This window comes from Nocardiopsis ganjiahuensis DSM 45031 (assembly GCF_000341085.1).
Taxonomy (GTDB): Bacteria; Actinomycetota; Actinomycetes; order Streptosporangiales; family Streptosporangiaceae; genus Nocardiopsis; species Nocardiopsis ganjiahuensis.
The window spans coordinates 607,784-634,397 of record NZ_ANBA01000002.1 but is presented as its reverse complement, the minus strand read 5'-3'; the positions used below and the strand labels follow the sequence as shown (position 1 = coordinate 634,397).

The following is a 26,614-nucleotide window of genomic DNA, read 5'->3' as shown; positions in this document are numbered from 1 at the left end:
GGTGACCCCAGTGGTCCGGTTCACGTGTCCTTCGTCGCATTCGACGAGGTCGGCATGGGTTCCGACGAGCCACTCCCCGCGCTTCCCGGGGCCCTTGTCCGGGGTGCCTGCGGTTTTCGACAGCCGGCATGGCCGACAATGGGAGGAAGCGATAAAACCAGGTGGTGCCCTGCCATGCCCGAATATCGCCCCGGACCGGGAACGGGTGTGCCGCATCGCCCGCAGAGGGAGTGAAGCAGCGTGACGAAGGTCGTGATCATCGGTGGCGGGCCCGGGGGCTATGAGCCGGCGTTGGTCGCCGCGCAGCTCGGCGCGGACGTGACTGTGGTGGAGCGCGACGGTATCGGCGGCGCCTGCGTCCTCACCGACTGTGTCCCCTCCAAGAGCCTGATCGCCACATCCACCCGCACCACGTACGTACGTGAGTCAGGCAGCCTGGGCATCCACATCCCCGAGGCCGCCGAGGACAAGACCTCCGTCGAGGTCGACGTCGACCAGATCAACTCGCGGATCAAACGCCTGGCGCAGGCCCAGTCCGACGACACCCGCGCCCGCCTGATCAGGGAGGGCGTCGAGGTCGTCATCGGGGAGGCCCGACTGGTCGACCCGCACATCGTCGCCGTGGGCGAGCGCCGCATCCGCGCCGACGTGGTCCTCATCGCCACGGGCGCCCACCCCCGTGAGCTGCCCACCGCCAAGCCCGACGGCGAGCGCATCCTGACCTGGCGCCACCTCTACGACCTGGAGGAGCTGCCGGAGGAGCTGATCGTGGTCGGTTCCGGTGTCACCGGTGCCGAGTTCGCCAGCGCCTACCAGGCCCTCGGTTCCAACGTGACGCTGGTCTCCTCCCGTGAGCTGGTCATGCCCACGCAGGACTCCGACGCCGCCGAGGTGCTGGAGGAGGTCTTCATGCGCGGCGGTATGAAGGTCCTCAGCCAGACCCGCGCCGAGTCGGTCGTGCGCACCGAGGACGGGGTCCGGGTGACCCTCTCCGACGGCCGCACCGTCGACGGCAGCCACTGTCTGATGACCGTCGGCATGATCCCCAACACCGAGGGCCTGGGCCTGGAGGAGGCCGGGGTCCGGCTGGGCAAGGGCGGGTTCGTCGAGGTCGACCGGGTCTCCCGGACCACCGTCCCCGGCGTCTACGCCGCGGGTGACTGCACCGGCGTGAACATGCTGGCCTCGGTGGCCGCCATGCAGGGCCGCATCGCCATGTGGCACGCCCTCGGCGAGGCCGTGTCCCCGCTGCAGCTGTCCACCGTCGCCTCCACCGTGTTCACCCACCCCGAGCTGGCCTCCGTCGGTGCCAGCGAGGACGACGTGCGCAGCGGCCGGATCGACGGCCGCACGGTCACCCTGCCGCTGAACACCAACCCGCGCGCCAAGATGAACGAGGTCACGGACGGCTTCGTCAAGCTCATCTGCCGCCAGCACACCGGCATCGTCCTCGGCGGCGTCATCGTCGGACCGCGCGCCAGCGAGCTCATCCTGGGCGTGTCCATCGCGGTCCAGCAGCGCCTGACCGTCGACGACCTCGCGCACACCTTCTCGGTGTACCCGTCGCTCTCCGGCAGCGTCACCGAGGCCGCGCGCTCCCTCATGCTGGCCTCCCCGGAGTAGTTCCCCGCGCCCGGCTCCCGCGTGGCGGGGGCCGGGGCCGGAAGCGGACACGCGGTGCGCGTGTGGCCAGGTGATGCCTGAGTGGCACACGGGTTCCGGCCCCTTATCCGTTCTTGACAGCGCCGCGCGTAGTTTTCCGGGGTGATCTGTCCGAAGTGCCAAAACCAGATGCGTACCTTCGACCGCCAGGGCGTCCACATCGAACGGTGTGACGGCTGCCAGGGGATCTTCCTGGACCGCGGCGAACTGGAGCGCGTCGTCGCCGCAGAGCAACGCCACTACGGGGCCGCTCCGCCCCCCGACCCGCAGGTACCGCCGCCCTACCCGGGTCAGCAGCACCGGGGGCAGCAGCGCGCCTACCCGGACTCTCCGCCCGGCTACGGCGGTTACCGGGACTCCCCGCCCGGTTACAGCGGTTACCGGGACTCGCCCCGCCCCTACCGCCGCCGGCGCAAGGGCTTCCTGGAACAGCTCTTCGACTAGCCCCGAGGCATGGCCGTGCACCCGCTGATCTGTACACGCTGCGGGGAATGGGACGGGAACCCGGACACCGGAGCCGGCGCGCACCTGCTGCGCTGCGCCTCCTGCGGCCTCACCCGTCCCTTCCTGCGGCTCCCGCTCCTGTGCGTGACCGGACCCAGCGGCACCGGGAAGTCCACGGTGGCCCGGGAGCTCCTGGACCGGCTCGGGGAGCGGTTCGTCGTGCTCGAACAGGACCTGCTCTGGGTGGGCGGACTGCGCGACCCCGCCGACGACCACCGCCTGTTCCGCTCCACCTGGCTGCGCACCGCCGCCATGGTGCAGCAGAGCGGTCGGCCCGTCGTCCTGTGCGGGACCGTGGCCCCGCCGGAACTGGAGCACCTGCCCGAGCGGGCCCTGTTCTCACGGATCCACTACCTCGCGCTCACCTGCGAACCCGGTGCCCTCGCCGCCCGGCTGAGGTCGCGTCCCGCCTGGCGGGGCTGGGACGAGGACAGGATCACCGAGACGCTGGAACACCAGGACTGGTTGAACACCGAGGCCGGGAGGCTCCGGCCGCCGGTCACCCTGCTCGACACCACCGAGTCCGCGCCGGCGGAGACCGCCGAGACGATCCAGCGGTGGGCCGAGAACATCCGCGCGGACGCCGGCGCCGGGGCCTGACCACAGGACCGGGGCCGGGAGACGGGCTCCGAACAGGCATGGAGAGGGCCCCGGGGCAGCTGCCCCGGGGCCCTCTCTCCTGTACGGATCCGGTGGTGGGTTCCCGCGGGTCCCGGCTAGAAGTCGAAGCCCCCGAAGTCCCCGAAGTCGCCTCCGCCGTCACCGAAGTCACCGCCGCCGAGGTCGCCCCCGTCGCCCATGTCCTCGCCGGCGCCCATCATGCCGCCGCCCATCATCGACCCCATCATGGAGCCCATCATCATGCCCATGAACATGCCCGACATCATGTTCATGCCGAAGTAGCCGCCGGCGTAGGGCGAGTAGGCCGGACCGGCGTCGTAGTACGGACGGCGCTCACCGTCGACCTCGACCATGCGCACGTCCGGCTGCCCGCCGGTGCGCACCGCCTGGGCGCAGACCGGGCACGCGGTGACCGACCGGGGCGAGCCGCCGGGCGGGGCCCAGGTGACGTCCTCGCTGGACGGCCCGTGCTGCGGGTTGAAGAAACAGGGACCGCGCCGCGCGGGCACCGGGTCGCCGTTCATCCGGGCCCGGGTGGCGGTCATGTAGTAGCGGCCGTCCTCCAGCGCGCCGGTCACCATCTTGACCTGCTCGGGTTCCTGGATGGTGTCCAGCAGGGACTTGGCCTGGTCGTAGGAGTCCATGGCCCGCGAGTAGTCCTCGCGGGTGGCGTCGTCCACCGCGGACAGGTCGATCTCCAGGCGGGCGACGTCCTCACCGAGGCGGACGACGTCCTCGGTGGCCATCTGCTTGATCTCCTGGAGCTGCTTGGCCTTCTCGGCCTCGCGCTTCTTGCGGCTGTTGTAGACGTACCAGCCGCCGGCCGCGGCGACCAGCACGAGGACGGCGAGCAGCACCAGGGCGGAACCGCCGCCCCCGGCCGGGGTCTCACTGGCGGTCTCGCTGGTCCGGACGGCCTCGGGCACCGCGGCGAGGGTGTCGATCGGGTTGACGCCCTCGTTGAGGGCGATCTCCCTGATCGCCTCGGTGTCGTCCAGGTTGGGGGAGGTCACGTAGAAGTGGTCGCTTCCGCCGAGGACGCCGTAGGCCCCGTCACCGACCTCGGCCATGACCGGTTCCATCAAGGCGTTCACACCGGCCTCGGAGGTGGCCGCCTCCGACGGCAGGACCACGTAGTAGACGGGTGTGTCCGCGCCCGCTGAGGCGGCCTCCAACGCGGCCTCGTCCGCGTCGGGGATCACGTCGATCGACGGGTCGACGAAGACCCCGTCGTTCTCCAGTTCCGCGACGATGTCCTGTGTCTGCGGCGGTTCGATCTGGGTGTCGGCTGCGGCGGGCACCGCGACGGCGGTCACCATCCCCGTCGCGAGTCCGGCGGCCAGCACTGTGGGTGTTACCAAGCGGCGCAACATGTCGTTCCTCTCGCCTCCCTCAACCACAGGGACGAACAGGAGGCCGCCACAGTTCCCGAGGCCAACCCCCCGTGCCCGACATCTCCCGGACGCCCGGCGTGTTCCGGGTCGGCTTCCACCGCGGACACGACGGGGCCCGCCGAAAGAGTCTCGGCGGGCCCCGTGGTCGGTACGTGCGCTGTGACTAGCTCCTGGCGCCCGATTCGGCGAGGTCGGCCCCGGAGGATCCGTCCGCGGACCCGTCCTCCGTGTCCCCGGCGGCCGCGCGCTCGGCGGCGGCCTCCTCGGCGGAGAGGGTGCCGGGCTCGTCCAGCGGCACGAAGCCGCTGGTGCCGCGGGGGGCGTGGTAGCGGGTCACGTCTAGGATGCCCTCGCGCTTGGCGACGATCGCCGGGATCAGCGCCTGGCCGGCCACGTTCGTGGCGGTGCGGCCCATGTCCAGGATCGGGTCGACGGCCAGCAGCAGGCCCACGCCCTCCAGGGGCAGGCCCAGGGTGGACAGGGTCAGGGTCAGCATGACGGTCGCGCCGGTGGTGCCCGCGGTGGCCGCGGAGCCGATCACCGAGACGAACACGATCAGCAGGTAGTCGGTGATCCCCAGGTCGATGCCGAAGAACTGGGCGACGAAGATCGCCGAGATCGCCGGGTAGATCGCGGCGCAGCCGTCCATCTTGGTGGTGGCGCCGAAGGGGACCGCGAAGGCGGAGTAGTGGCGGGGCACACCGAGGTTCTGCTCGGCGACGCGCTGGGTGACGGGCAGGGTGCCCAGCGAGGAGCGCGACACGAAACCGAGCTGTACGGCGGGCCACACACCGGTGAAGTACTTCATCGGGGACAGCCCGTTGAGGCGGGCGACCACCGGGTAGACGACGAACAGCACCAGGGCCAGGCCGAGGTAGATCGCGAAGGTGAACTGCCCGAGCGCGCCGATGGTGGTCCAGCCGTAGCTGTAGACGGCGTTGCCCAGCAGGCCCACGGTGCCGATCGGGGCGAGGCGGATGACCCACCACAGGGCCTTGAGCACGACCTCCAGGGTGGAGGAGGTGAACTTGATGAAGGGCTCGGCGGCCTTGCCGACCTTCACGGCCGCGATGCCCAGGACCACGGCGATCACGATCAGCTGGAGCACGTTGAACGACAGCGACGTGCTCAGGGAGCCGTCGTCGGCCGCGGAGGTGTTCGCTGCCAGGCCCAGGAAGTTGGCCGGGACGATGCTCTCGATGAAGGCCAGCCAGGAGCCGGTGCTGGAGGGCTCCGCCGCGGTGGCCTCGTCCACGGCGCTGTTCAGGCCGGGGCGCAGGGTCAGGCCGATGGCGATCGCGATGGCCACCGAGACCAGCGCGGTGACGGCGAACCAGAGCAGCGTCTTCCACGCCAGCCGGGCGGCGTTGGCGACGTTGCGCAGGTTGGCGATGGAGGAGATGACGGCGAGGACGATCAGCGGCGGCACGATCGTGCGCAGCAGCGCCACGAAGGTCGAGCCGATGGTCTCGAGGGTGACCGCGAGCCAGTTGGGCTCACCGTCGCCCACCGGGCCGATCTGAACGGCGATGACACCGAAGACGATGCCGAGTACCAGGCCGGCGAGGACCTGGGCGGCGAACGGGAAACGCAGCTTGCGTCTGGGAGCTGTGGTCTGCTCGGACACGGAAGGAAGACTCCAGATATGGGTGGCCGGGCGCACACGTGCGACGTCACGGGTCGGCGAGGCGGGCCGCGGGAGCTCGGCGCAGGGGATGGGTCGGAATCACCGAGAAGAGGTGACCTGGGAAGGGTGAGCGGCGCGCTGCCCGGCGGAAGGCACGGGCGCGCGTGGACCTAGCTACACGCGTGGCTGTCGAAGCGGCACAGGTCGATGTGCCACCTTCGCGTCAGTCCCCAGATGTTCGTCACAATCGAGAACAATAGCCCGGTTTGCTGGTCTTTTCCATACACAACCGGTCGTCCTCTGCGGAACGGTTGGTCGGAGTGCCCGCCACACAGGCTCTTCCCGCTCCCGGACGCGACGAGGATCACCCCTGGGAGCTGTCCGGGGGCGGTGCCGGAGTCAACCGAAGCGGCTGGGGAACACCCACGGGTGCCGGGTGAGACGGAGTGAGACAATCCGTGGAAAGCACCATTGCAGGGGGGCAGGGGTGGCTACGGTGGGCGACGAGCACGATCCGACGACCGGAGGCAGTGGCATGTCCGCTCCCACCGTGGCAGGGAAGCCGGTCTCCTCCAGGGCGGACCAGTGGTTCCTGCTCCAGCCTCCGCCGGAGGGGTACACCGCTGACGACCTGGACCGTATCCCGGATCTTCCGCCGCACACCGAACTCATCGACGGAAGCGTCGTCCTGGGGAGCCCTCAGAAACTGTTCCACATGCTCGTCCTCAAACTGCTGGAGCGAGAACTCGACCGACAGGTCCCCGAACACCTGTTGGTGGCACGGGAGTTCTCGGTCAAACTGGCCGAAAGACAGCGCCCGGAGCCGGACCTGCTGCTGGTGCGGACCGATGTCCTGGACGGGTTCGACCAGACCTGGGTTCCCCCCGCGGCGGTGCAGCTGGCCGTGGAGGTCGTCTCGCCGGAGTCGGAGATCCGGGACAGGGAACGCAAACCGGAGCTCTACGCCCGTGCTGGTATCCCGCACTTCTGGCGAGTGGAACAGGACGGGGACGAGGCGGTGGTCTACGTCCATGAGCTGGATCCGGCCAGCGGTCGCTACGGCAGGCCCTCGATCCATCGTGAGGTGCTCAAGACCACGGTGCCCGTCGATATCGAGATCGACCTCGCCGGTCTCCGCCGCCGTTGAACGAAGGGGCGCCGCCGGAGGTCGGCGGTGCCCCTTCGTGGCGAACGAACTCGTGCTCAGGCGTCCTTGATGTCGCAGACGACGGCGCCGTTGCCCACGGTCTCGCCCGGGGCGACCTTGAGGCCGGTCACCGTCCCGGCCCTGTGGGCGGTCAGCGGCTGCTCCATCTTCATGGCCTCGATGACCACCACGGTCTCGCCCTCGGCGACCTGCTGGCCCTCGGCGGCCACGACCTTGACCACGGTGCCCTGCATCGGCGAGACCAGCGCGTCACCGCTGACGGCCGCGGCCCCGCCCCCGCCCTTGCGGGAGGCGCGCTTCTTCCTGCCGCCACCGTTGCCGGCGGCCGGGGCGGCGGACACACCCAGGGAGGCGGGCAGGACGACGTCGATGCGCTTGCCGCCCACCTCCACGGTCACGGTCTCGCGCTCGGGTGTATCGGCGTCGCCCCCCTGCCCCGACCAGGGCTCGATCCGGTTGTCGAACTCGGTCTCGATCCACCGCGTGTACACCCCGAAGGCCTGCTCCGGGTCGGCGGGGGCGAACGCCGCGTCGGTCACCACGGCCTGGTGGAACGGGATCACCGTGGGCATGCCGCCGACCTCGAACTCGGCCAGGGCGCGGCGCGAGCGCTGCAGCGCCTCGGTGCGGGTCCGGCCGGTCACGATCAGCTTGGCGACCATCGAGTCGAAGGCCTGCGGGACGGTGAACCCGGCCTCGCAGCCGGTGTCCACCCGCACGCCCGGGCCGCCGGGCAGGTTGAGGGCGGTGATGGTCCCGGGGGCGGGCATGAAGCCCCGCCCCGCGTCCTCGGCGTTGATCCGGAACTCGAAGGAGTGCCCGCGCACCTGGGGGTCGCCGTATCCCAGCTCCTCGCCGTCGGCGACGCGGAACATCTCGCGGACCAGGTCGATGCCGGTGACCTCCTCGGACACCGGGTGCTCGACCTGCAGGCGGGTGTTGACCTCCAGGAAGGAGATGGTGCCGTCCACACCGACGAGGAACTCGCAGGTGCCCGCGCCCACATAGCCCGCTTCTTTGAGGATGGCCTTGGAGGAGGCGTACAGGCGCTCCATCTGGTCGGCGGACAGGAACGGCGCCGGGGCCTCCTCCACCAGCTTCTGGTGGCGGCGCTGCAGGGAGCAGTCGCGGGTGGAGACCACCACGACGTTGCCGTGGGCATCGGCCAGGCACTGCGTCTCCACGTGCCGCGGCTTGTCGAGGTAGCGCTCGACGAAGCACTCACCGCGCCCGAACGCGGTCACCGCCTCGCGGACCGCGGACTCGTAGGCGTCGGGCACCTCCTCCAGGGTGTAGGCCACCTTGAGGCCGCGCCCTCCGCCGCCGAAGGCCGCCTTGATCGCGATCGGCAGCCCGTGCTCGGCGGCGAAGGCCACCACCTCCTCGGCGGACTCCACCGGATCGGCGGTGCCCGCCACCAGGGGCGCGCCGACCTTCTGCGCGATGTGGCGGGCCTGGACCTTGTCGCCGAGCGCGGTGATCGCGGCCGGGGGCGGACCGATCCAGGTCAGTCCGGCGTCGATGACGGCCTGGGCGAAGTCGGCGTTCTCGGCGAGGAAGCCGTAGCCGGGGTGGACCGCGTCCGCGCCGGAGGCCGCCGCGACGGCCAGGAGCTTGCCGATGTCCAGGTAGGAGTCGGCCGGCGTGGAGCCGCCCAGGCTGTGGGCCTCGTCGGCGACCTTGACGTGCAGGGCGTCCAGGTCGGGTTCGGCGTAGACGGCGACGCTGCCGATCCCGGCGTCACGACAGGCGCGGGCGATCCGCACGGCGATCTCGCCGCGGTTGGCGATCAGTACTTTACGCACGGTGGAAATCCTCCAGCTGGAGCGTGGAGCGGGTCACGCGCCGACCGCTCGACGAAGAGTCTAGGAAACGGGAGAGCACGTCAGAGGTCATCTCGTGCTCATGCGCCAGGCGCCGGGGCCCGGACGCAACGGGGTGCGCATACCGCGTGAGCGGTCCCGCCACCCGGAGGCGGGCCGCTCGGGTCCGGGGGCCCCGGCGGCGGCACGGGCGGCCGCCGCACGGGCGGTGAGCACGGCGGTGAGCACGGCGATCTCCTCCTCGGTGGGCTCGCCGCGCACCACGACCAGGTGCGGTTCCCCCGCCGAGGGCTGGTTCGGCGCGCTCACAGCGGGATGTTCCCGTGCTTCTTGGGCGGCAGCTGCTTGCGCTTGTTGCGCAGCGCCTTGAGCGCCTTGGTGACCTGCACACGGGTCTCGGAGGGCAGGATGACCCCGTCCACGTAACCGCGTTCGGCCGCCGAGTACGGGTTCAGGAGGGTGTCCTCGTACTCTCCGACCAGCCGGGCCCGCTCGGCCTCGACGTCGTCGGCCGCGGCGAGGGTGCGCCGGTGCAGGATGTTGACCGCGCCCTGGGCGCCCATGACCGCGATCTGCGCGGTGGGCCAGGCCAGGTTGACGTCGGCGCCCAGGTGCTTGGAGCCCATCACGTCGTAGGCGCCGCCGAAGGCCTTGCGGGTGATCACGGTGATCAGCGGGACGGTGGCCTCGGCGTAGGCGTACAGGAGCTTGGCGCCCCTGCGGATGATGCCGTCCCACTCCTGGTCGGTGCCGGGCAGGAAGCCGGGCACGTCCACGAAGGTCAGCACCGGGACGTTGAACGCGTCGCAGGTGCGCACGAACCGGGCGGCCTTCTCGGAGGCGTCGATGTCCAGGCAGCCCGCGAAGCTCATGGGCTGGTTGGCGACCACTCCCACGGACCGGCCGTCCACCCGGCCGTAACCGACCACGATGTTGGTGGCGAACTGCGGGTGGACCTCGAGGAAGTCACCGTCGTCCAGGACCGACTCGATGACCTGCTTGATGTCGTACGGCTGGTTGGCCGAGTCCGGGATGAAGGCGTCCAGTGCCAGGTCGGTGTCGGTGAGCTCGTCGCCGGGGTCGTCCTCGGGGGCCAGTCGCGGGGCCTCCTCGAGGTTGTTGTCGGGCAGGTGCGACAGCAGGGCCTTGACGTAGTCGATGGCGTCCTGCTCGTCGGCGCCCCGGTAGTGGGCCACCCCCGACTTGCTGGCGTGCGTGTTGGCGCCGCCCAGCTCCTCCATGGAGACGTCCTCGCCGGTGACGGTCTTGATGACGTCGGGGCCGGTGATGAACATCTGGGAGGTCTCGTCGACCATCACGACGAAGTCGGTGAGGGCCGGTGAGTAGACGTGCCCGCCCGCGGTGGCGCCCATGATCAGGGAGATCTGCGGGATGACACCGGAAGCGTGGGTGTTGCGCTTGAAGATCTCCGCGTACAGGCCCAGCGCGACCACACCCTCCTGGATGCGCGCGCCGCCGCCCTCGTTGATGCCCACGACGGGGCACCCGTTCGTGAGGGCGTGGTCGAGGACCTTACAGATCTTCTCACCGTAGACCTCGCCCAGGGAGCCGCCGAAGACGGTGACGTCCTGGCTGAACACGGCGACGGGACGGCCGTCGACGGTTCCGTGGCCGGTCACGACGCCGTCCCCGTAGGGGCGGTTGGCGTCCAGGCCGAAGTTGGTCGAGCGGTGTCGGGCCAGCGCGTCGAACTCGACGAACGAGCCCGGATCGAGCAGTGCGTCGATCCGCTCACGGGCGGTCATCTTGCCTTTGGCGTGCTGTTTCTCGACGGCTCGCTCGGACCCGGCGTGCACGGCTTCGTACCTGCGTCGCTGCAGGTCGGCGAGCTTGCCCGCGGTCGTGTGGATGTCGATCTCAGCCGCGGACAGCGGTTCAGGGGCTTCGGTGGCCATAACTGCTCAGGTTAGCTCCGGAGGTCTCGCCCGCCGTCACCCGGCCCGTGTTACTCGTCAGTAGGTTCGGCCTGACGTGCCCGAGTGTCGAGAGAGCGCCCCCGGGGGTCGCGGGGGTGTAAAAGGTGTCCGGAAACCCCGGAAAAGCGTGAGGCATTGTGAATTGAACCCGTTCGGCAACAATTGTTAACGTCAAGGCGAAACCCCCGAAATCCACCCCCGCACACACGCCGCCAGGCGTGATCTCTGTAAGGTCGGCCCTATGACAGCGGTAAGCGCAGAACGCGACAGTGCCCGGCAAGAAGTCCCCGAACAGCTCAGGAATGACGTCAAGCTGCTCGGCGAGATGCTCGGAACGGTCCTCGCCGAAAGCGGCGGCGAGGACCTGCTCGCCGATGTCGAGAAACTCCGACACGCGGTGATCGGCGCCCGGGACGGCGTCGTCACCACCGAGGAGATCACCGAGATCGTCGGCGCCTGGCCGCTGGAACGCGCCAAGCAGGTCGCCCGCGCGTTCACGGTCTACTTCCACCTGGCCAACCTGGCCGAGGAACACCAGCGCATGCGCGCCCTGCGCGAACGCGACGACGCCGCGAACCCGCCCCGCGAGTCCCTGGCCGCCGCCGTGCGCGCCGTCCGGGAGAGCGAGGGCGGCGAGGAGCGCCTGGCCGAACTGGTCGAGGGCATGGAGTTCCACCCGGTGCTCACCGCCCACCCCACCGAGGCCCGGCGCCGCGCCGTGTCCACCTCCATCCTGCGGATCAGCGCCCAGCTGGAGGCCTGGCACACCTCCCACGAGGGCAGCAGCGCCGCCGCCGAGGCGCACCGCCGCCTGCTGGAGGAGATCGACCTGCTCTGGCGCACCTCACAGCTGCGCTACACCAAGCTCAACCCGCTCGACGAGGTGCGCACCGCCCTGGCCGCCTTCGACGAGACGATCTTCGCGATCGTCCCGGAGGTCTACCGGACGCTCGACACCGCCATCGACCCCGAGGGCACCGGCACCCGGCCGCCCCGCGCCACACCCTTCGTCCGCTACGGCACCTGGATCGGCGGCGACCGGGACGGCAACCCCTTCGTCACCCACGAGGTGACCCGCGAGGCGATGACCATCCAGTCCGAGCACATCCTGCGCGGCCTGGAGACCGCCTGCGGCCGGATCGCCCGCACCCTCACCGCCTACTCCAACCTCACCCCGGCCAGCCCTGCGCTGCTGGACGCGATCTCCGAGGCCAAGGCCGGGCAGCCCGCGCTGATGGGTGAGATCACCCAGCGCTCGCCCAACGAGCCCCACCGCCAGTTCCTGCTCCTGGCCACCGCGCGTCTGCGCGCCACCCGGGAACGCGACGCCGACCTCGCCTACACGGGCGCCGAGGCCTTCCTCGCCGACCTGCGCCTGGTCCAGGGCTCACTGGCCGCCGCGGGCGCCCACCGCCAGGCCTACGGGGACCTCCAGCACCTGGTCTGGCAGGCCGAGACCTTCGGCTTCCACCTCGCCGAGCTGGAGATCCGCCAGCACAGCGAGGTCCACGCCGCCGCGCTCGCCGAACTGGAGTCCGGCGGACCCCTCTCGGAGCGCACCGAGGAGGTCCTCGACACCATCCGGACGGTGTCCTGGATCCAGGAGCGCTTCGGTGTGGAGGCCTGCCGCCGCTACATCGTCAGCTTCACCCGCTCGGCCGAGGACATCGAGGCCGTCTACAAGCTGGCCACCTACGCCCTGCCGCCCAAGCGCGTGCCGGTCCTGGACGTCATCCCGCTCTTCGAGACCGGCGCCGACCTGGAGGCCTCGCCCGGGGTGCTGGCCGGGATGCTCGAACTCGCGCCGGTGCGCCGGCGCCTGGCCGACAACGACCGCCGCGTGGAGGTCATGCTCGGCTACAGCGACTCCGCCAAGGACGTCGGTCCGGTCAGCGCCACCCTGCGCCTGTACGACGCCCAGGCCCGGCTGTCCGCGTGGGCCGGCGAGAACGACGTGCGCCTGACCCTCTTCCACGGCCGGGGCGGCTCCCTCGGCCGCGGCGGCGGTCCGGCCAGCCGCGCCCTGCTCGCCCAGGCCCCGGGTTCGGTGAACGGCCGGTTCAAGGTCACCGAGCAGGGCGAGGTCATCTTCGCCCGCTACGGTCAGGCCGCCATCGGCCGCCGCCACATCGAGCAGGTCGGCCACGCCGTCCTGATGGCCTCCACCGAATCGGTCCAGGACCGCGAGCGCACCGCCGCCGAGCGCTACCGCCCCTACGCCGACACCGTCGCGGCCGAGGCCCAGCAGGCCTACCTGGACCTGATCAACACCGAGGACTTCGCCGTCTGGTTCTCCCGGGTCAGCCCTCTGGAGGAGCTCGGCGAGCTCCGCCTGGGCTCGCGCCCCTCCCGCCGCAGCGCAGCCAAGGGCCTCGGCGACCTGCGGGCCATCCCGTGGGTGTTCGCCTGGACCCAGACCAGGGTCAACCTGCCCGGCTGGTTCGGCCTGGGCACGGGCCTGGCCGCCGTCGCGGACCTGCCGGTCCTGCAGGCGGCCTACCGCGAGTGGCCGCTGTTCGCCTCGCTGCTGGACAACGCGGAGATGAGCCTGGCCAAGACCGACCGGACCATCGCCGAGCGCTACCTCGCCCTCGGCGGGCGGCCCGAACTCACCGAGACGGTCCTGCGCGAGTACGACCTGACCCGCGAGCTCGTCCTCAAGGTGACCGGCCACAGCCGCCTGCTGGAGAACCGCGCGATCCTCTCCCGCGCCGTGGACCTGCGCAACCCCTACGTGGACGCGCTCAGCCACCTCCAGCTCCGGGCCCTGGAGGCCCTGCGCGGCGAGGAGTCGGACTCGCTCTCCGAAGAGGACGGCCAGCACCTGGAGCGCCTGCTCCTGCTCTCCGTCAACGGAGTCGCCGCCGGCCTGCAGAACACCGGCTGACCCCCCTCGGCGAAACCCGGGCCCCGCACCTCTCCGCAGGTGCGGGGCCCGCGCTCATGGATGATCAGACCGGGAAAGCGCCGGTGTCGATCATGAGGTCGAAGGGAGAGGGGAGTTCGATCCCCTCGCCGAAGGGAGCACGGACACTCCGTGTGTAGCGCCCATCCTCAGGGGCTGAGAACAGGGTCACCTCACCTTTGGCGCTGTCAGGGTCCCAACGATCCACCAGGAGGTACAGGGGGACCTCAGCATGCGCGTAGCCCCACAGCTTGGGCTTGCGATCCTTCTGAGCCGTGCTCTTGGAGGTCACCTCGACTACGAGAATCGCATCCCTGATCAATTGCTCGGGGGCGGAGCTCAGCACTGATTCGGGCAACACCATCAGATCGGGGATGTACAGACCGCTCCGAAGCGGTACCCGTACTCCGACGTTCTGGTAAACCTCTGCCCCACCGATTCCGCTTCCCTCACGGTGGCACTCCAGAACGAGCCACTTGTGGATCAGGGTCACGATGTGGCCGTGTTCGAGGGAGGGGGGAGTCATGATCTTGATGTCGCCTTCGATGATCTCGGCTCGCCAGCCTTCGGGCAGGTCGAGTTCTTCCCAGGCGCGCAGCACGACTTCCCAGTGGGACGGTATGCCGAGCTCTTCCGCTTCCGCGATACTCATGGATTCCGCCACCTCTGACAGCAGTGTGATGGTGATGTCGCCTTCGATGATCTCGGCTCGCCAGCCTTCGGGCAGGTCGAGTTCTTCCCAGGCGCGCAGCACGACTTCCCAGTGGGACGGCTCGTGCTCGGCCGTCTTTGTTGCTGCGATGGTCAACTGTCGCACCTCCGGCTACTCAAAGTAGCTAGACACGATCACCGATGTGCTGGGATCAGCTTAACCGGGGCACATCCGGCCCGGCGGGTTGTCCACAGACGATTTCGGGGCTGTTGTAATGGGCCCATGACCAGCGCGCGCAGCAACGAACTCCCTCCTCTGGACCGGTCCGCGATCGTGTCCGCCGTCATCCGTCCCGGCGGGCTGTGGCGGAGCGTGGAGGTGGTGCCCGAGGCCGGGTCCACCAACACCGACCTCGTCGCCCGCTCCAAGGGCGGGGCGCCCGAGGGCACCGTGCTGGTCACCGAGCACCAGACCGCGGGGAAGGGCCGCCTGGGGCGCGGGTTCACCACCCCCGCCGGGGTCGCGCTCACCTTCTCCCTCCTGGTGCGGCCCACCGTGCCGCCGGGAGGTCTCGGGTGGCTGTCCGGGCTCATGGGTGTGGCCGCCGTCGCCGCCGTGCGCGAGGTCAGCGGGATCGAGGCCGCGCTGAAGTGGCCCAACGACGTGCTCGTCCCCGGAGAGCAGGGCGACGGAAAGCTCGCCGGGATCCTCGCCGAGGCCGACTTCTCCGACCCCGGGCACCCGGGGGTCGTGGTGGGCATGGGTCTGAACGTCGCGCAGACCCGCGATGAACTCCCCGTGGAGACCGCGACCTCGCTGCGGGCCGAGGGCGCGCCCGGGACCGACCGGGGCGCGCTGCTCGCGGCCGTCCTCGACGGGTTCGAGGAGCGCTACGCCGCATGGACCGGGGCCGGGGGAGACGCCGAGGCCAGCGGGCTGGCCGCGGAGTACCGGGAGGCCTGCGTGACGATCGGGCGCCCGGTCCGGGTGCATCTGCCCGACGGCAAGCTCCTGGAGGGCACCGCGACCGGGGTCGACGCCCAAGCCCGGCTCCTCGTCGGGGGACGTGCGCTCAGCGCGGGGGACGTCGTGCACGTCCGCCCCGGCGGATGACTCCGGAACCGTTGTCCACAGGCGGTTTCCCGCCACTCCCGGACTCGGGCGCCCTGTGCCATTATCACCGTTATGGCTATCGCGGACCGTTATCTCTCCGACGACGAAGAACTCGTCTACGTCGCACGTCAGCACTGGACCCTCCTCGCGGGAGAGTTCGTCGCACTCCTCCTGATCGCCGGCGTCGTGGGCACCGCCCTCTTCTTCATGCCCTGGAACGAGGACTGGAGCCTGATCGCCGGAGGAGTGGTGGTGGCTGTCGGCGTCGTCGCCGCCCTGGTCTTCTGGTTCGTCCCCATGCTCAAGTGGGCGACCACGGTCTACATCCTCACCAACCGGCGGCTGATGATGCGCGACGGCATCATCTCCAAGCAGGGCCGGGACATGCCACTGACCAGGGTCAACGATGTCTCCTTCAACATCACGCTCTGGGAACGGATCATGCGGTACGGAACGTTGTCGGTTCAGTCGGCATCAGAGCAGGAGGGTATGGTCCTCCAGCGGGTGCCCAGACCCCAGTGGTTCCAGTCGGAGATCTACCGCCAGGTCAACGAGGCCCAGCGGCCGGTGCAACCGACCGATCCGCAGAGCTGATCCACCGTCTCCGGCGTAAGCTGGAGGCGCATCCAACATCGCGCCCCCGGGCCGGTGACAATGAGATTGCTCCCCGCCCCGGCGGGGAAGGTCCCGTGAAAGAGAACGTATGCCGTCGCGTCCTGACCCGAAAGCGATCGAGTCCGTCCTGCTCGGTGGTGAGGCGGTCTACACCAGGGAACAGGCGGTCGAGCTCGCCGAAGCCGATCCCGAGCTGGCCGGCCGCGTCTGGCGCGCCCTGGGATTCCCCACCCTGGGCGACGACTCGATCATCTTCGCCGAGAGCGACGTCGAGGCGTTGCGCATCACCAACTCCCTCCTCAAGGAGGGCCTCCTCGACGAGGAGGGCGTGGTCCGCTTCGCCCGCGCCATGGGGCAGACCATGGCCCGCCTGGCCGACTGGCAGACCAGCATCCTGAGCACCCTCCTCTTCAAGGACGGCAACGACGACTCCGCGGCCAGTCCGCTGATGAACCAGGTCAAGGAGCTGCTGCCGGACGTGGAGCGCCTGCTCCTGCACATCTGGCGCCGCCAGCTCGCCGCCTCCACGTCGCGCACCCTCGCCGTGATGTCCAACGGCAACGACACCGTCCCGAACTACTACCCGCTGATCGTGGGCTTCGCCGACCTGGTCTCCTTCACCACCCTCAGCCGTGAACTCGACGAGGTCGAGCTCGCCGGGGTCGTGGAGGGCTTCGAGGCGACCGCCGCCGACATCGTCGCCTCCGGCGGCGGCCGGGTCGTCAAGACCCTCGGCGACGAGGTCCTCTACGTCGCGGACTCGCCCCTCCAGGCGGCGGACATCGCCCTGCGCCTGGCCTCCGGGGTGAAGACCCACGTGGAGGTCCCCGACGTCCGCGTCGGCGTGGCCTACGGTCCGGTGCTCACCCTGCACGGGGACGTCTTCGGCACCACCGTCAACCGATCCAGCAGACTCACCTCCTTCGCCCGGCCCGGCACCGTGCTCATCGACGACGCGCTCGCCGAGAGCCTCACCGACGAAGAAGGGCTCCAAGTGGTCAAGGTCCGCGCCCGGCACGCGCACGGCCTCGGCCTCATCCAGCCCTACGCCCTGCGCCGCGACTTCGACGCCGGCTGATAAGCGTGTGTGCGCAGACCCGTCGGGATAGGCTCGGAGCTCCTGCCCCACGAGATGTCAGGTGGTGAGCCTGTGAGTTCCCTGTCCCCCGTCCAGCGGCTGCGTACCTCGGGAATCTTCAGCATCGAGGGCGCCGAGTCCGACGTCGAGAACAACGTGTGGATCATCGGCAACGACGACAGCGCGGTGGTCATCGACGCCGCCCACGACCACGAGCGCATCGCCCGGGGCCTGGGCGACCGTGAGCTCATGGCGATCGTGTGCACCCACGGCCACAGCGACCACATCAACGCCGCCGTGGCCCTGGCCGACCTCACGGACTGCCCGATCCTGCTCCACCCCGACGACGCCGGGCTCTGGCACCAGGTCTACCCCTACCGCGAACCCGACGCCCCCCTCCTCCACGGTGAGGTCCTGCGCGCCGGAGACACGGAGCTCAACGTTCTGCACACCCCGGGCCACACCCCCGGCAGCGTGTCCTTCCACGCGCCCGAACTCGGTGTGGTCTTCAGCGGCGACACCCTCTTCCCGGACGGTCCCGGCGCCACCGGCCAGCCCGTCTCCGACTTCCCGACGATCATCGCCTCCATCCGCGACCAGCTCGCCACCCTGCCCGGCGACACCGTCGTCCACCCCGGCCACGGTGAGTCCACCACCGTCGCCGAAGCAGCCGCCCACCTGGACGAGTGGTCCAGCCGCGGCTTCTGACCCCGGCCTCCCCCGAGCGGGTGGCCGGGGCGGTCCGCCGAGCGCTCACCCTCGGCTGGGACCCCGGCGGGACCGGTGGGCCCTTCCACCTCGACCACCGGGAGCACCGGGCCGCGGACCGCTCAGGTCCGTAGCCCGAACCCGGCCGCGGCCTTCACCAACCCGTTCACCTGGACCTCCACCAGGTGCTCACCCGGGTAGTAGGACCGCGTGCTGATCGGGCGCACGGCGTGCTTCTTCTCCAGTGTCCGCCGCTCCCCGGCGCACAGTTCGACCTTCGTCCACTTGAACACCTTCGGGCTCCGGCCGCCGTTCGCCCGCACGTGATGCACCACGTAGTCCACGACCACCGTGTGCGGTCGCCCGTCGGTGTTGACCAGGTCCACCCGGACCACCAGGGCCCCGCCCAGCTCCACGACCTCCGGGGACACGGTCATCCCCTCCGCCGCCACGTGCTCGCCGCCCGTGGCCCCCAGCAACGCCAGGGCCCGCTGGTCGCCCTGCTTCACCAGGGTGCGCAGCGCGTGCCGGACCGTCCACGCCGTCTCCGGGGTCGGACTCTCTGCCGTCCACCGCTCGGCCAGGTCCAGGACCACCCCCGGGTGCTCACGGGAGATGTCGTTCAGGTTGTTCGCCACCGAGGTGCGCACGAACTTCGACGGATCGCTGCGCAGCAGCTCCAGAACGGCCAGCACCGGACCGGGATCGGCGACGAACCCCGGGAGCCTGCGTGCCCAGGGCAGCCGGGGGCGGATGCCCTCGCTGGCGAACCGGCGCACGTTGGGGTCGGGATCGACGGCGCACGCCCGCACCATCGCCATGGTGGGCTCGTAGTGCCTCTGCACGAACGGCCTGACCGCGAACTCACCGGTGTGGCGCTTGGTGATCTCCACCAGCGCGGGCAGCGAGGCCTCCGGGTGGTCCAGCCCGAACTCCTCCACGAACCGGGCCACCGCCATCAGGTGGAAGCCCTCGTTGTACATACCGCCGCCCTCGCCCAGCGCCGCGTCCGGTTCGAGGGAGGCCACCAGGACGCCGACGGCGTCCGGGTAGTGCTCGGGGAGGCGGTCGCGCAGCCCCTCCGCCATCACCAGGACCCGCGCCTTGAGTTCCAGCGGCCCCACCCGCCGCCCGACCTCGGCCGCGTACCCCTCGACGTCGAACCCCGGATGCACCCGGCGGATCGACTCGCCGAGCATCCGTGCGGCCGCGCCGTCGAAGTGGTTCTTGAGGCTGTGCTCCCCGGCCATGCCACGTCCCTCACCAGTGCCCCGATCCGGTCGTCGTCGCCCGTCCGGCCGGGGCTCGGGGACGGGCGGCACCGGCGTCGGAACGGCAAAGCTATACCGGCCCCACGACGAAGTCGAGAATTCCCCTCATCCGCATGAAAAGCCCACAAAAAGGCTTTCCTGTGATTCTGGGTAACAAAGAAGGCGCACGTGAGGGCGGCGGGGGATATCCCCCGCCGCCCCGGACCTCAGCCCTTCCCGGCCGCTATTCCTCTGCGCCTCCGCCCTCTGCGCCTCCGCCCTCTGCGCCTCCGCCCTCCGCGCGGCGGATGTTCGGCGCGATCGGGGTGTCCCTGGGGCGCATCCCGATCTTGGAACCCAGCCACACCAGCGGGTCGTACTTGCGGTCGACCACGCGCTCCTTGAGCGGGATCAGGGCGTTGTCGGTGATGCGGATGCCCTCGGGGCACACCTCCGTGCAGCACTTGGTGATGTTGCAGTAGCCCAGCCCGAACTCCTCCTGCGCCGTCCTGCGCCGGTCCGCGGTGTCCTCCGGGTGCATCTCCAGCTCCGCGACCCGCATGAGGAACCGCGGCCCCGAGAAGTGCTCCTTGTTCTCCTCGTGGTCGCGGATCACGTGGCACACGTTGTTGCACAGGAAGCACTCGATGCACTTGCGGAACTCCTGGGAGCGTTCCACGTCCGCCTGCCGCATCCGGAAGTCGCCCGGCGACGTCTTCGGGTCCGGGGTGAACGACGGGATCTCCCTGGCCTTGGCGTAGTTGTACGACACGTCGCACACCAGGTCCCGCACCACCGGGAAGGTGCGCATGGGTGTCACCGTGACGACCTCGTCCTCCTCGAACACGCTCATCCGGGTCATGCAGGACAGCCTCGGCAGGCCGTTGATCTCCACCGAGCACGAGCCGCACTTGCCCGCCTTGCAGTTCCACCGCACCGCCATGTCAGGCGTCTGCGTGGCCTGGAGGCGGTGCAGCACGTCCAGGACGACCTCGCCCTCGTTCACCTCCACCCGGTACTCGGTCAGCTCGCCGTCGTCCGCGCCGCGCCACACCCGGAACGTCCGTTCGCTCATGACGTGCCCTCCTCGGGGGGTTCCTCCTCGTCGGGGCTCCCGTTCCCGGGAAGCTCCTCCTTGGTCAGGTACTTGGCCAGCTCGTCCCGGTCGAAGAGCTCGAGCAGCTCTTCCGGGATGTCCGCGACCGGACGCCGCTCCAGCTCCACCCGGCCGTCCACGGCCCGCACGGACAGGTTCACCCGCCGCCACTCGGCCGACATCTCCGGATGGTCGTCCCGGGTGTGTCCGCCGCGTGACTCGGTGCGCTCCAGGGCGGCACGGGCCACGGCCTCGGACACCAGGAGCATGTTGGGCAGGGCCAGCGCCAGGTGCCAGCCGGGGTTGTACACACGGTCCCCGGGGGCGCTGAGCAGGTCCACCCGGTCGGAGAGCTCGGCCAGCCGTTCCAGGGCCCGCTGCACCTCCGGACCCTTGCGGATGATCCCGACCAGGTCGTTCATGGTGTCCTGGAGCTCGGAGTGGACCGTGTACGGATTCTCCCCGGCGCCCTGTTTGAGCGGGGCCAGCGACGAGTTCACCGCCTCGGCGGCAGCCCGGTCCAGCGCCCCGGCCCCGGGGCTCGCGTCGCCGAGCGCGTCCACGTAGGCGGCGGCACCCAGCCCGGCCCGGCGGCCGAACACCAACAGGTCCGACAGCGAGTTGCCGCCCAACCGGTTGGAACCGTGCATGCCGCCCGCCACCTCGCCGGCGGCGAACAGCCCCGGCACGTCCGCGGCGGCGGTGTCGGCGTCCACCCGCACCCCGCCCATCACGTAGTGGCAGGTCGGCCCGACCTCCATGGGCTCGGCGGTGATGTCCACGTCCGCCAGCTCCTTGAACTGGTGGTGCATGGACGGCAGCCGCCGCCGGATCTCCTCCGCGGGCAGGCGCGAGGACACGTCCAGGAACACACCGCCGTGCGGGGAGCCCCGCCCCGCCTTCACCTCGCTGTTGATCGCCCGGGCCACCTCGTCGCGGGGCAGCAGTTCCGGTGGCCTGCGGTGGTGGGCCGGGTCGTCGTACCAGCCGTCCGCCTCGGCCTCGGTCTCCGCGTACTGGGAGCGGAAGACGTCGGGCACGTAGTCGAACATGAACCGGTCGCCCTTGGAGTTGCGCAGCACGCCGCCGTCACCGCGCACGGACTCGGTGACGAGGATGCCCTTCACCGAGGGCGGCCAGACCATCCCCGTGGGGTGGAACTGGACGAACTCCATGTTGATCAGCGAGGCGCCCGCGCGCAGTGCCAGCGCGTGCCCGTCGCCGGTGTACTCCCAGGAGTTGGAGGTGGTGCGGAAGGCCTTGCCGATCCCGCCCGTGGCGAGGACGACGGTGGGCGCCTCGAACAGTACGAAGCCGCCGTCCACCCTGCGGTAGCCGAAGGCACCGATGATCCGCCCGCCGTCATCGCCCGCTTCGGACGCTCCGCTCCCTCCCGGGACGGGGGCGTTCTCCCGGATCAGACTGGTCACGGCTGTCTCGGCGAACACCCTCAGCCGGGCGTCGGGGTCGCCGTACTCCACCGCGTCGGCCTGCTGGAGCGCCACGATCCGCTGCTGGAGGGTGCGGATGAGCTCCAGCCCGGTGCGGTCGCCCACGTGGGCGAGCCGGGGGTACTCGTGCCCGCCGAAGTTGCGCTGGCTGATCCGCCCGTCCTCGGTGCGGTCGAACAGCGCGCCCCAGTACTCCAGTTCCAGGATGCGCTCGGGCGCCTCCCTGGCGTGGAGTTCGGCCATACGCGGGTCGTTGAGGAACTTGCCGCCGCGCAGGGTGTCGCGGAAGTGCACCTTCCACGAGTCGGCGTCGTTGGTGTTGCCGAGCGCGGCCGCCGCGCCGCCCTCGGCCATGACCGTGTGCGCCTTGCCGAAGAGCGACTTGGAGATGATCGCGGTGCGTTTGCCCTGCTCGCGTGCGGCGATCGCGGCCCGGAGCCCGGCGCCGCCCGCCCCGATCACCACGACGTCGTAGCTGTACCGGGTGATCCCGTTCTCCGCTGCGGAAGCACCCTTCGCCGAGGGCTCGTTCTCTGCTGTGGGGGGCATGTGGATGTGTCTTCCTTCCCCGGTGCTCAGTTGAGGATGCGCAGGTCGGTGATGGTGCCACTGGCGACCAGGGCGATGTAGGCGTCGGTGGTCATCAGCGACGCGATGCTCAGCCAGCCGAACAGCATGTGCCGGTGGTTCAGCGTGGAGATCCGGGTCCAGGCCCAGTAGCGCACCGGGTTCCGGCTGAAGCTGCGCAGACGGCCGCCCATGATGTGCCGGCACGAGTGGCAGCTGAGGGTGTATCCCCACAGCATCAGCACGTTGACCAGCATGATCAGGTTGCCGACCCCGATCCCGAACCCGCCCTCGGTGCCGTGGAAGTACGGGACGAGCATGTCCCAGGTGTTGATCACGGTGATCACGAAGGCGGCGTAGAAGAAGTAGCGGTGGCCGTTCTGGGGGAGCATCAGCGGACGAGTCTCGCCGGTGTAGCTCCGGTGCGGCTCGCGCACGGCGCACGCGGTGGGCGCCTGCCAGATCGAGCGGTAGTAGGCCTTGCGGTAGTAGTAGCAGGTCACCCGGAACAGCAGCAGGATCGGCAGGCTGAGCAGGGCGTAGGGGAAGAACGGGGGGAGCTCCCACGGCACGCGTCCGAAGAGCGAGGCCTCGGGCGCGCACTGCGCGGCGAGGCAGGGGGAGTAGAAGGGGGTCAGGTAGTGGTGTTCCGCGACCCAGTAGTGGTCCTGCTGGAACACCCGGGCCGCCCCGTAGACGAGAAAGGTGGCCAGGCCCAAGGTCGTCAGAATCGGGCCCAGCCACCATCGGTCGGTACGCAGTGTCCGCTGGTTCAGTCGCGCCCGGCCGCCGCCGGGGCGATCGTCGTGTGCAGAGGTCGTAGAGGTCACCGTGGTCTCCACCTCCTGTGGAGAGCGGCGGGCCAAGGAAGCGGGGAGCGGCCCCGTGCCTTCAGTGGCCGTGACCGCTCCCGGGTGCTGGATTGCTGCGGGAAGCATTGACACCCTCCCCGTCGTGAACCGGCGGGGATTCCGACTCGCCCTTGCGGGCGAGTGGCGCTGCGCGCCTCGCGGCGACAGCTGGTTCCTGTTTCACCGGCCGGTGCCGGAAAAGCGAGTTCTCCGGTCTTACCTGGCCTCCGCAGGCGTTTAACGTCTCCGCCTGCCCGGCGGCGACATAGCGGCGGGTTTGGTTATCACCCGTCGACAACACGGAGCGTGTAGAAGCATAAACGCATTGTGCAAACCGGATCCGATTCACCTCCGGGCTGAAGGTTGGATCACTCTCGGACAAGACGGGCGGCGAACCGGCCTGTTGCGCAACACTAGGCCGTTGTGATCACGGTCACGTCCCGGAGTTCGGGCAGCTCCCGGGAAAATAGTGTGATCTGCGCCACTGTTTGACCCAGGGCCATGCCGTCGTTCAGGGAACCAACAGGGCACCGGCTTCGGGCAGCTCCAGGAACTCCGCCGGGACCCGGACCCCCAGGTTCGCGAGCCTGCGCAGGTGGGCCCGGTGGCTGAACCGCTCGCGCAGCACCTCGTGCCCGCGCCGGACCTGCCGCGCGTACCGCTCCCCGTCTCCCATGAGCGCCTCGACCTCGGCCCGGACCCCCTCCGGGTCGGTGTAGATCGCGGCGTCCCCGAACACGGGGGCGAAGGAGTGCGGCAGCAGGGTCGGCAGACCGACGGCGATCGCCTCCAGCGGGGCCCGGCCGAAGGCCTCCAACATCCCCTCACCGGTGAAGTAGACGTACGCGTCCAGGCCGTGGAGGAAGTCGCGCACGTCCATCCCGTCGAAGGGGTGCACCGTCCAATGGTCGGGCAGACGGCCCAGGGCGCGCTCGGGGACCCTCGCACCGCCCAGGACGTGTGTCTCCCAGCCGGGCAGCGCCGGGTGGGCGGCGGCCAGCACCGCCGGGTCCTCCGGCCACTTGCCCCGCTGGTCGCCCGAGTGGCGGCCGAGCAGCACCCGGCCGTCCGGGGCGCGGAGCCCTTCCCGAGCCCAGGAGCCCAGGTCGATGGCCTCCGACCAGTCCTCGTCGGCCAGCGTGACCCCCGCCATCTCCGCGGAGTGGTGCAGGACCATCGCCTCGCGCACCCGCGGGCTGATCGGGTGCCAGCTGTGCTCGCCGAGCAGGCTGGTGAACCCCTCCGCGCAGCGGGCGACGTTCCACGCCTCGTTGTTCTCGAACTCCACCCCGTAGCGCCGGTTCGGGGTCTGGTTGAGGACCACGATCCGCCGGGCGGCCTCCACCGAGGGCAGGACGTCCAGCGGCCGCTGCCCGATCAGGGGGAAGCGGACCACGAGCAGGTCGCAGGTCACCCGTTCGTCCGGCGCGACGAACCGGACCCGGTCGTTGTCGACCTGGGCCAGGATCTTGGGGTTGACCCCGAGGGAGTGGTTCTCGCGCAGGACGGGGTGGTGCACCAGTCCTGTGCTCAGCCCCGCGTCGCGCTGTGCCGTGATCTCCTGGAGGTTGCTGCCGGTGGTGCCCCCGGGCAGGCGGAAGTCCGACATCAGCACCACGTCGAAGTGCCGCGCCGTCCGGGGCGCCCGGATCCGCGCGGTCAACAGCGACGGCACCCCCGACGCGCCCCGGGCCGCACGCGGAGCCGCGAGGTCGGCCAGGTGGGCGTGGTCCCGGGCGCTCTCGGGCGCGCCCGTGGCACGGTGCCAGTTGGACAGGGTCTTGTGCGCCTCGGCCCGGACGGCGGGGCCGGCCCCGCCGTCCGCGCCCAGGACGCGGAGCCGGTCGATCCCCAGGGAGCTGTACCCGGTCCAGAGCAGGTCCTGCGCCTTGGCGAGGTGTTTCTCCGCCGGGGTCGGGGCCGTCTTCCCGCTTTTTTCGCGGAGCTTGTGCTCCCGACGGGCCCAGCCCTCCACGGTCCGGTCCGCGCAGGCGTCGGCGGCCTCCTGGATGGTCTCGCGGACCCGCGCGTCACGCTTGCGGGCGAGGCCCGCCTCCTCCCGGTGCTCGCGGGACATCTCGTCGAGCCGGGAGCACGCCTCCTCCAGCTGCCTGGACAGGTGCCGGTGCTCCCGCTCCAGCAGGGACACCACTCCCAGGGCGAGGACGGCGAGCCCTGCGAAGACCAGGGCCAGGGCCAGCCTGGGCGGGCTGAGGGCGACGGCGACGGTGGCCGCGGCGACGGCGACCAGTACGACCTGCTTACGGGAAAACGACCTGAGTCTCATGACGCGACCACGTTCCGCATAGGGGATGGGGTGCCTCCCGCGCGGGGCCGGTGGGGGAAGGCCGGCGGCGGCGGTTGGGATCAAGGGTCACCCAGACCGGTGCCGCGGCGAAGCAACCGCGGTACGGGGGAGGGTCGATGACAGAGCCGTGCGAAACGGTCGATGTCGGATGAGGCCCACAGGTCGGACCGGTCCCGCTCGTCGGCCTCCCCGTGGCGTCCGCGCCCGGGTCCGTGCCCCGGCCGGGTCCGTTTCCCCGCGGTGCCCGCGCCCGTTCCCGCGGTCCGGTCAGCGCTCGTGGACCGGGCCGCGGTCGTGATCGTGGCCCGGGTCGCCCGCGTCGGCCGCGGAGATGAGCACCTCCAGGTCGGGGCCGAGATCCTCGGTCGACAGGGCCAGCAGGTACTCGTTGAGGTGGCGGCGGAAGGCCTCCGCCGAGTGGGAGGGCTCCACGTCCTTGCGCCGGGCCAGCGCCACGGTGCGCAGCAGCCGGGGCCGCGCCAGCGGCGTACCGCGCAGACCGGGGCGGTTGCGCAGCACCATGCTCGGCACCACCGCCAGGCCCAGACCCGCCTCCACGAAGCGCAGCACGGCGTCCATCTCGCCGCCCTCCACCGCGAGGTCCGGCTCGAACCCGGCGGCGCGGCAGGCCCGCAACGTGGCCTCGCGGACGTCATAGCCCCGCCGGAACATCACCAGCGGCCGGTTCTCCAGCTCGGTGATGCGGATCGAGGCCCGTCCGTTGGGGGAGGGGCGTGAGGTCGGGCTCGCCACCACCAGGTTCTCCCGCAGGATCGGGGTGGTCGAGAAGTCGGGGTCGCTGCTCTGCAGCGGCAGGATGATCAGGGCCAGATCCAGCTCCCCCCGGCCCAGGTCGCGGATGAGGTCGCGGGAACCGCTCTCCTCCACGTGGAGTTCGATTCCGGGGAACCGGGTATGGAAGTCCGAGAGCACATCGGCCAGCAGCCCGGCGCACAGCGACGGCGTCGCGCCCAGCCGGACCCGGCCCCGGCGGATCCCGGCGAGCTCGGCGACCTCCCGGCGGGCGGTCTCCAGGTCGGTCAGTATGCGCTGGGCCAGCGGAAGCAGCGCCTCGCCCGCAGGCGTGAGTGTGATGTTTCCCCGAGCACGGCTGAATAACGGCGCGCCCAACTCCCGCTCAAGGCTCCGGATCTGTTTGCTCAAACTCGGCTGGGCGACGCGAGAAAGCTCGGCTGCGCGGGTGAAATGGCGAGTACGGGCTACAGCGACGAAGTAGGCCAGCTGCTGGAACTGCATGATCCATAGCCTAAGGCTATGGAGACC

The 26,614-nt window shown here is 70.5% G+C and carries 21 protein-coding genes; 9 read left to right on the top strand and 12 right to left on the bottom strand.

What is annotated here, in order from left to right; translation table 11 throughout:
* The first annotated feature begins 240 nt into the window (after positions 1 to 240).
* The 3 genes from D458_RS0103445 (at position 241) to D458_RS0103435 (ending at position 2,766) form a co-directional block, all read left to right on the top strand.
* Positions 241 to 1,623: an NAD(P)H-quinone dehydrogenase gene (locus D458_RS0103445; protein ID WP_017585330.1), complete on the top strand. Its 1,383-nt coding sequence runs from the start codon at positions 241 to 243 to the stop codon at positions 1,621 to 1,623.
* Between the two features lie 141 nt (positions 1,624 to 1,764).
* Positions 1,765 to 2,106, top strand: a complete 342-nt coding sequence (locus D458_RS0103440) for a TFIIB-type zinc ribbon-containing protein (RefSeq protein ID WP_083936222.1) — start codon at positions 1,765 to 1,767, stop codon at positions 2,104 to 2,106.
* A gap of 15 nt (positions 2,107 to 2,121) precedes the next feature.
* Positions 2,122 to 2,766: an AAA family ATPase gene (locus D458_RS0103435; protein ID WP_026118957.1), complete on the top strand. Its 645-nt coding sequence runs from the start codon at positions 2,122 to 2,124 to the stop codon at positions 2,764 to 2,766.
* A gap of 116 nt (positions 2,767 to 2,882) precedes the next feature.
* Here D458_RS0103435 and D458_RS0103430 read toward each other — a convergent pair whose 3' ends face one another.
* The gene (locus D458_RS0103430; protein ID WP_017585327.1) at positions 2,883 to 4,133 is read right to left on the bottom strand and encodes a hypothetical protein; all 1,251 of its coding nucleotides are present in this window, start codon (positions 4,131 to 4,133) and stop codon (positions 2,883 to 2,885) included.
* Positions 4,134 to 4,344: 211 nt separating this feature from the next.
* Positions 4,345 to 5,808 carry a dicarboxylate/amino acid:cation symporter gene (locus tag D458_RS0103425; RefSeq protein WP_017585326.1) on the bottom strand — a complete coding sequence of 488 codons (1,464 nt, stop codon included), beginning with the start codon at positions 5,806 to 5,808 and terminating at the stop codon, positions 4,345 to 4,347.
* 535 nt (positions 5,809 to 6,343) lie between these two features.
* Between D458_RS0103425 and D458_RS0103420 the strand changes: the two genes are divergently transcribed.
* Positions 6,344 to 6,955, top strand: a complete 612-nt coding sequence (locus tag D458_RS0103420) for a Uma2 family endonuclease (protein ID WP_017585325.1) — start codon at positions 6,344 to 6,346, stop codon at positions 6,953 to 6,955.
* Positions 6,956 to 7,011: 56 nt separating this feature from the next.
* Here D458_RS0103420 and D458_RS0103415 read toward each other — a convergent pair whose 3' ends face one another.
* From D458_RS0103415 to D458_RS0103400, 3 genes are all read right to left on the bottom strand, one after another.
* Positions 7,012 to 8,781, bottom strand: a complete 1,770-nt coding sequence (locus D458_RS0103415) for an acetyl/propionyl/methylcrotonyl-CoA carboxylase subunit alpha (RefSeq protein WP_017585324.1) — start codon at positions 8,779 to 8,781, stop codon at positions 7,012 to 7,014.
* An 87-nt stretch (positions 8,782 to 8,868) separates the two neighbouring features.
* Positions 8,869 to 9,108 (bottom strand): acyl-CoA carboxylase subunit epsilon, encoded by a 240-nt coding sequence (locus D458_RS0103405; RefSeq protein WP_017585322.1) that lies wholly within the window; start codon positions 9,106 to 9,108, stop codon positions 8,869 to 8,871.
* Complete coding sequence (locus D458_RS0103400) at positions 9,105 to 10,715, bottom strand: acyl-CoA carboxylase subunit beta (RefSeq protein ID WP_017585321.1); 1,611 nt, start codon at positions 10,713 to 10,715, stop codon at positions 9,105 to 9,107. The genes D458_RS0103405 and D458_RS0103400 overlap by 4 nt, the downstream gene beginning before the upstream one ends.
* Before the next feature lie 346 nt (positions 10,716 to 11,061).
* Here D458_RS0103400 and D458_RS0103390 point away from each other — a divergent pair, with 346 nt between their 5' ends.
* Entirely contained in the window at positions 11,062 to 13,623 is a 2,562-nt protein-coding gene (locus D458_RS0103390; protein ID WP_017585319.1) for a phosphoenolpyruvate carboxylase, read from the top strand.
* 64 nt (positions 13,624 to 13,687) lie between these two features.
* Here the strand turns inward: D458_RS0103390 and D458_RS32840 are convergent, their stop codons facing one another.
* Positions 13,688 to 14,458, bottom strand: a complete 771-nt coding sequence (locus D458_RS32840) for a Uma2 family endonuclease (RefSeq protein WP_394296571.1) — start codon at positions 14,456 to 14,458, stop codon at positions 13,688 to 13,690.
* 117 nt (positions 14,459 to 14,575) lie between these two features.
* On the opposite strand from D458_RS32840, the gene D458_RS0103380 reads away from it, so the two are divergent.
* From D458_RS0103380 to D458_RS0103365, 4 genes are all read left to right on the top strand, one after another.
* A complete protein-coding gene (locus D458_RS0103380) occupies positions 14,576 to 15,406 on the top strand; it encodes a biotin--[acetyl-CoA-carboxylase] ligase (RefSeq protein WP_017585317.1) in 831 nt (276 codons plus the stop codon).
* A gap of 72 nt (positions 15,407 to 15,478) precedes the next feature.
* Positions 15,479 to 16,000: a PH domain-containing protein gene (locus D458_RS0103375; protein ID WP_017585316.1), complete on the top strand. Its 522-nt coding sequence runs from the start codon at positions 15,479 to 15,481 to the stop codon at positions 15,998 to 16,000.
* 109 nt (positions 16,001 to 16,109) lie between these two features.
* Complete coding sequence (locus D458_RS0103370) at positions 16,110 to 17,099, top strand: adenylate/guanylate cyclase domain-containing protein (protein ID WP_017585315.1); 990 nt, start codon at positions 16,110 to 16,112, stop codon at positions 17,097 to 17,099.
* Positions 17,100 to 17,171: 72 nt separating this feature from the next.
* Complete coding sequence (locus D458_RS0103365; protein WP_017585314.1) at positions 17,172 to 17,807, top strand: MBL fold metallo-hydrolase; 636 nt, start codon at positions 17,172 to 17,174, stop codon at positions 17,805 to 17,807.
* Positions 17,808 to 17,929: 122 nt separating this feature from the next.
* On the opposite strand, the gene D458_RS0103355 is transcribed toward D458_RS0103365, so the two are convergent.
* The 6 genes from D458_RS0103355 to D458_RS0103330 form a co-directional block, all read right to left on the bottom strand.
* Positions 17,930 to 19,057 carry a hypothetical protein gene (locus D458_RS0103355; protein WP_017585312.1) on the bottom strand — a complete coding sequence of 376 codons (1,128 nt, stop codon included), beginning with the start codon at positions 19,055 to 19,057 and terminating at the stop codon, positions 17,930 to 17,932.
* 244 nt (positions 19,058 to 19,301) lie between these two features.
* On the bottom strand, positions 19,302 to 20,132 hold the full coding sequence (locus D458_RS32835; RefSeq protein ID WP_017585311.1) for a succinate dehydrogenase/fumarate reductase iron-sulfur subunit: 831 nt from the start codon (positions 20,130 to 20,132) through the stop codon (positions 19,302 to 19,304).
* Positions 20,129 to 22,153 carry a fumarate reductase/succinate dehydrogenase flavoprotein subunit gene (locus tag D458_RS0103345; protein WP_017585310.1) on the bottom strand — a complete coding sequence of 675 codons (2,025 nt, stop codon included), beginning with the start codon at positions 22,151 to 22,153 and terminating at the stop codon, positions 20,129 to 20,131. The genes D458_RS32835 and D458_RS0103345 overlap by 4 nt, the downstream gene beginning before the upstream one ends.
* Positions 22,154 to 22,179: 26 nt before the next feature.
* Positions 22,180 to 23,013, bottom strand: coding sequence for a hypothetical protein (locus tag D458_RS0103340; RefSeq protein ID WP_026118956.1), 834 nt, complete (start codon positions 23,011 to 23,013; stop codon positions 22,180 to 22,182).
* A 520-nt stretch (positions 23,014 to 23,533) separates the two neighbouring features.
* Positions 23,534 to 25,309: a glycosyltransferase family protein gene (locus tag D458_RS0103335; RefSeq protein ID WP_017585308.1), complete on the bottom strand. Its 1,776-nt coding sequence runs from the start codon at positions 25,307 to 25,309 to the stop codon at positions 23,534 to 23,536.
* Between the two features lie 288 nt (positions 25,310 to 25,597).
* Positions 25,598 to 26,587, bottom strand: coding sequence for a LysR family transcriptional regulator (locus tag D458_RS0103330; protein ID WP_026118955.1), 990 nt, complete (start codon positions 26,585 to 26,587; stop codon positions 25,598 to 25,600).
* Positions 26,588 to 26,614 lie beyond the last annotated feature (27 nt).

Coding starts and splice junctions, on each gene's coding strand:
- D458_RS0103420 (WP_017585325.1), top strand. CDS start 6,344: ATGTCCGCTCCCACCGTGGCAGGGAAGCCGGTCTCCTCCAGGGCGGAC.
- D458_RS0103400 (WP_017585321.1), bottom strand. CDS start 10,715: ATGGCCACCGAAGCCCCTGAACCGCTGTCCGCGGCTGAGATCGACATC.
- D458_RS0103390 (WP_017585319.1), top strand. CDS start 11,062: ATGCTCGGAACGGTCCTCGCCGAAAGCGGCGGCGAGGACCTGCTCGCC.
- D458_RS0103380 (WP_017585317.1), top strand. CDS start 14,576: ATGACCAGCGCGCGCAGCAACGAACTCCCTCCTCTGGACCGGTCCGCG.
- D458_RS0103375 (WP_017585316.1), top strand. CDS start 15,479: ATGGCTATCGCGGACCGTTATCTCTCCGACGACGAAGAACTCGTCTAC.
- D458_RS0103370 (WP_017585315.1), top strand. CDS start 16,110: ATGCCGTCGCGTCCTGACCCGAAAGCGATCGAGTCCGTCCTGCTCGGT.
- D458_RS0103355 (WP_017585312.1), bottom strand. CDS start 19,057: ATGGCCGGGGAGCACAGCCTCAAGAACCACTTCGACGGCGCGGCCGCA.
- D458_RS32835 (WP_017585311.1), bottom strand. CDS start 20,132: ATGAGCGAACGGACGTTCCGGGTGTGGCGCGGCGCGGACGACGGCGAG.
- D458_RS0103345 (WP_017585310.1), bottom strand. CDS start 22,153: ATGCCCCCCACAGCAGAGAACGAGCCCTCGGCGAAGGGTGCTTCCGCA.
- D458_RS0103335 (WP_017585308.1), bottom strand. CDS start 25,309: ATGAGACTCAGGTCGTTTTCCCGTAAGCAGGTCGTACTGGTCGCCGTC.
- D458_RS0103330 (WP_026118955.1), bottom strand. CDS start 26,587: ATGCAGTTCCAGCAGCTGGCCTACTTCGTCGCTGTAGCCCGTACTCGC.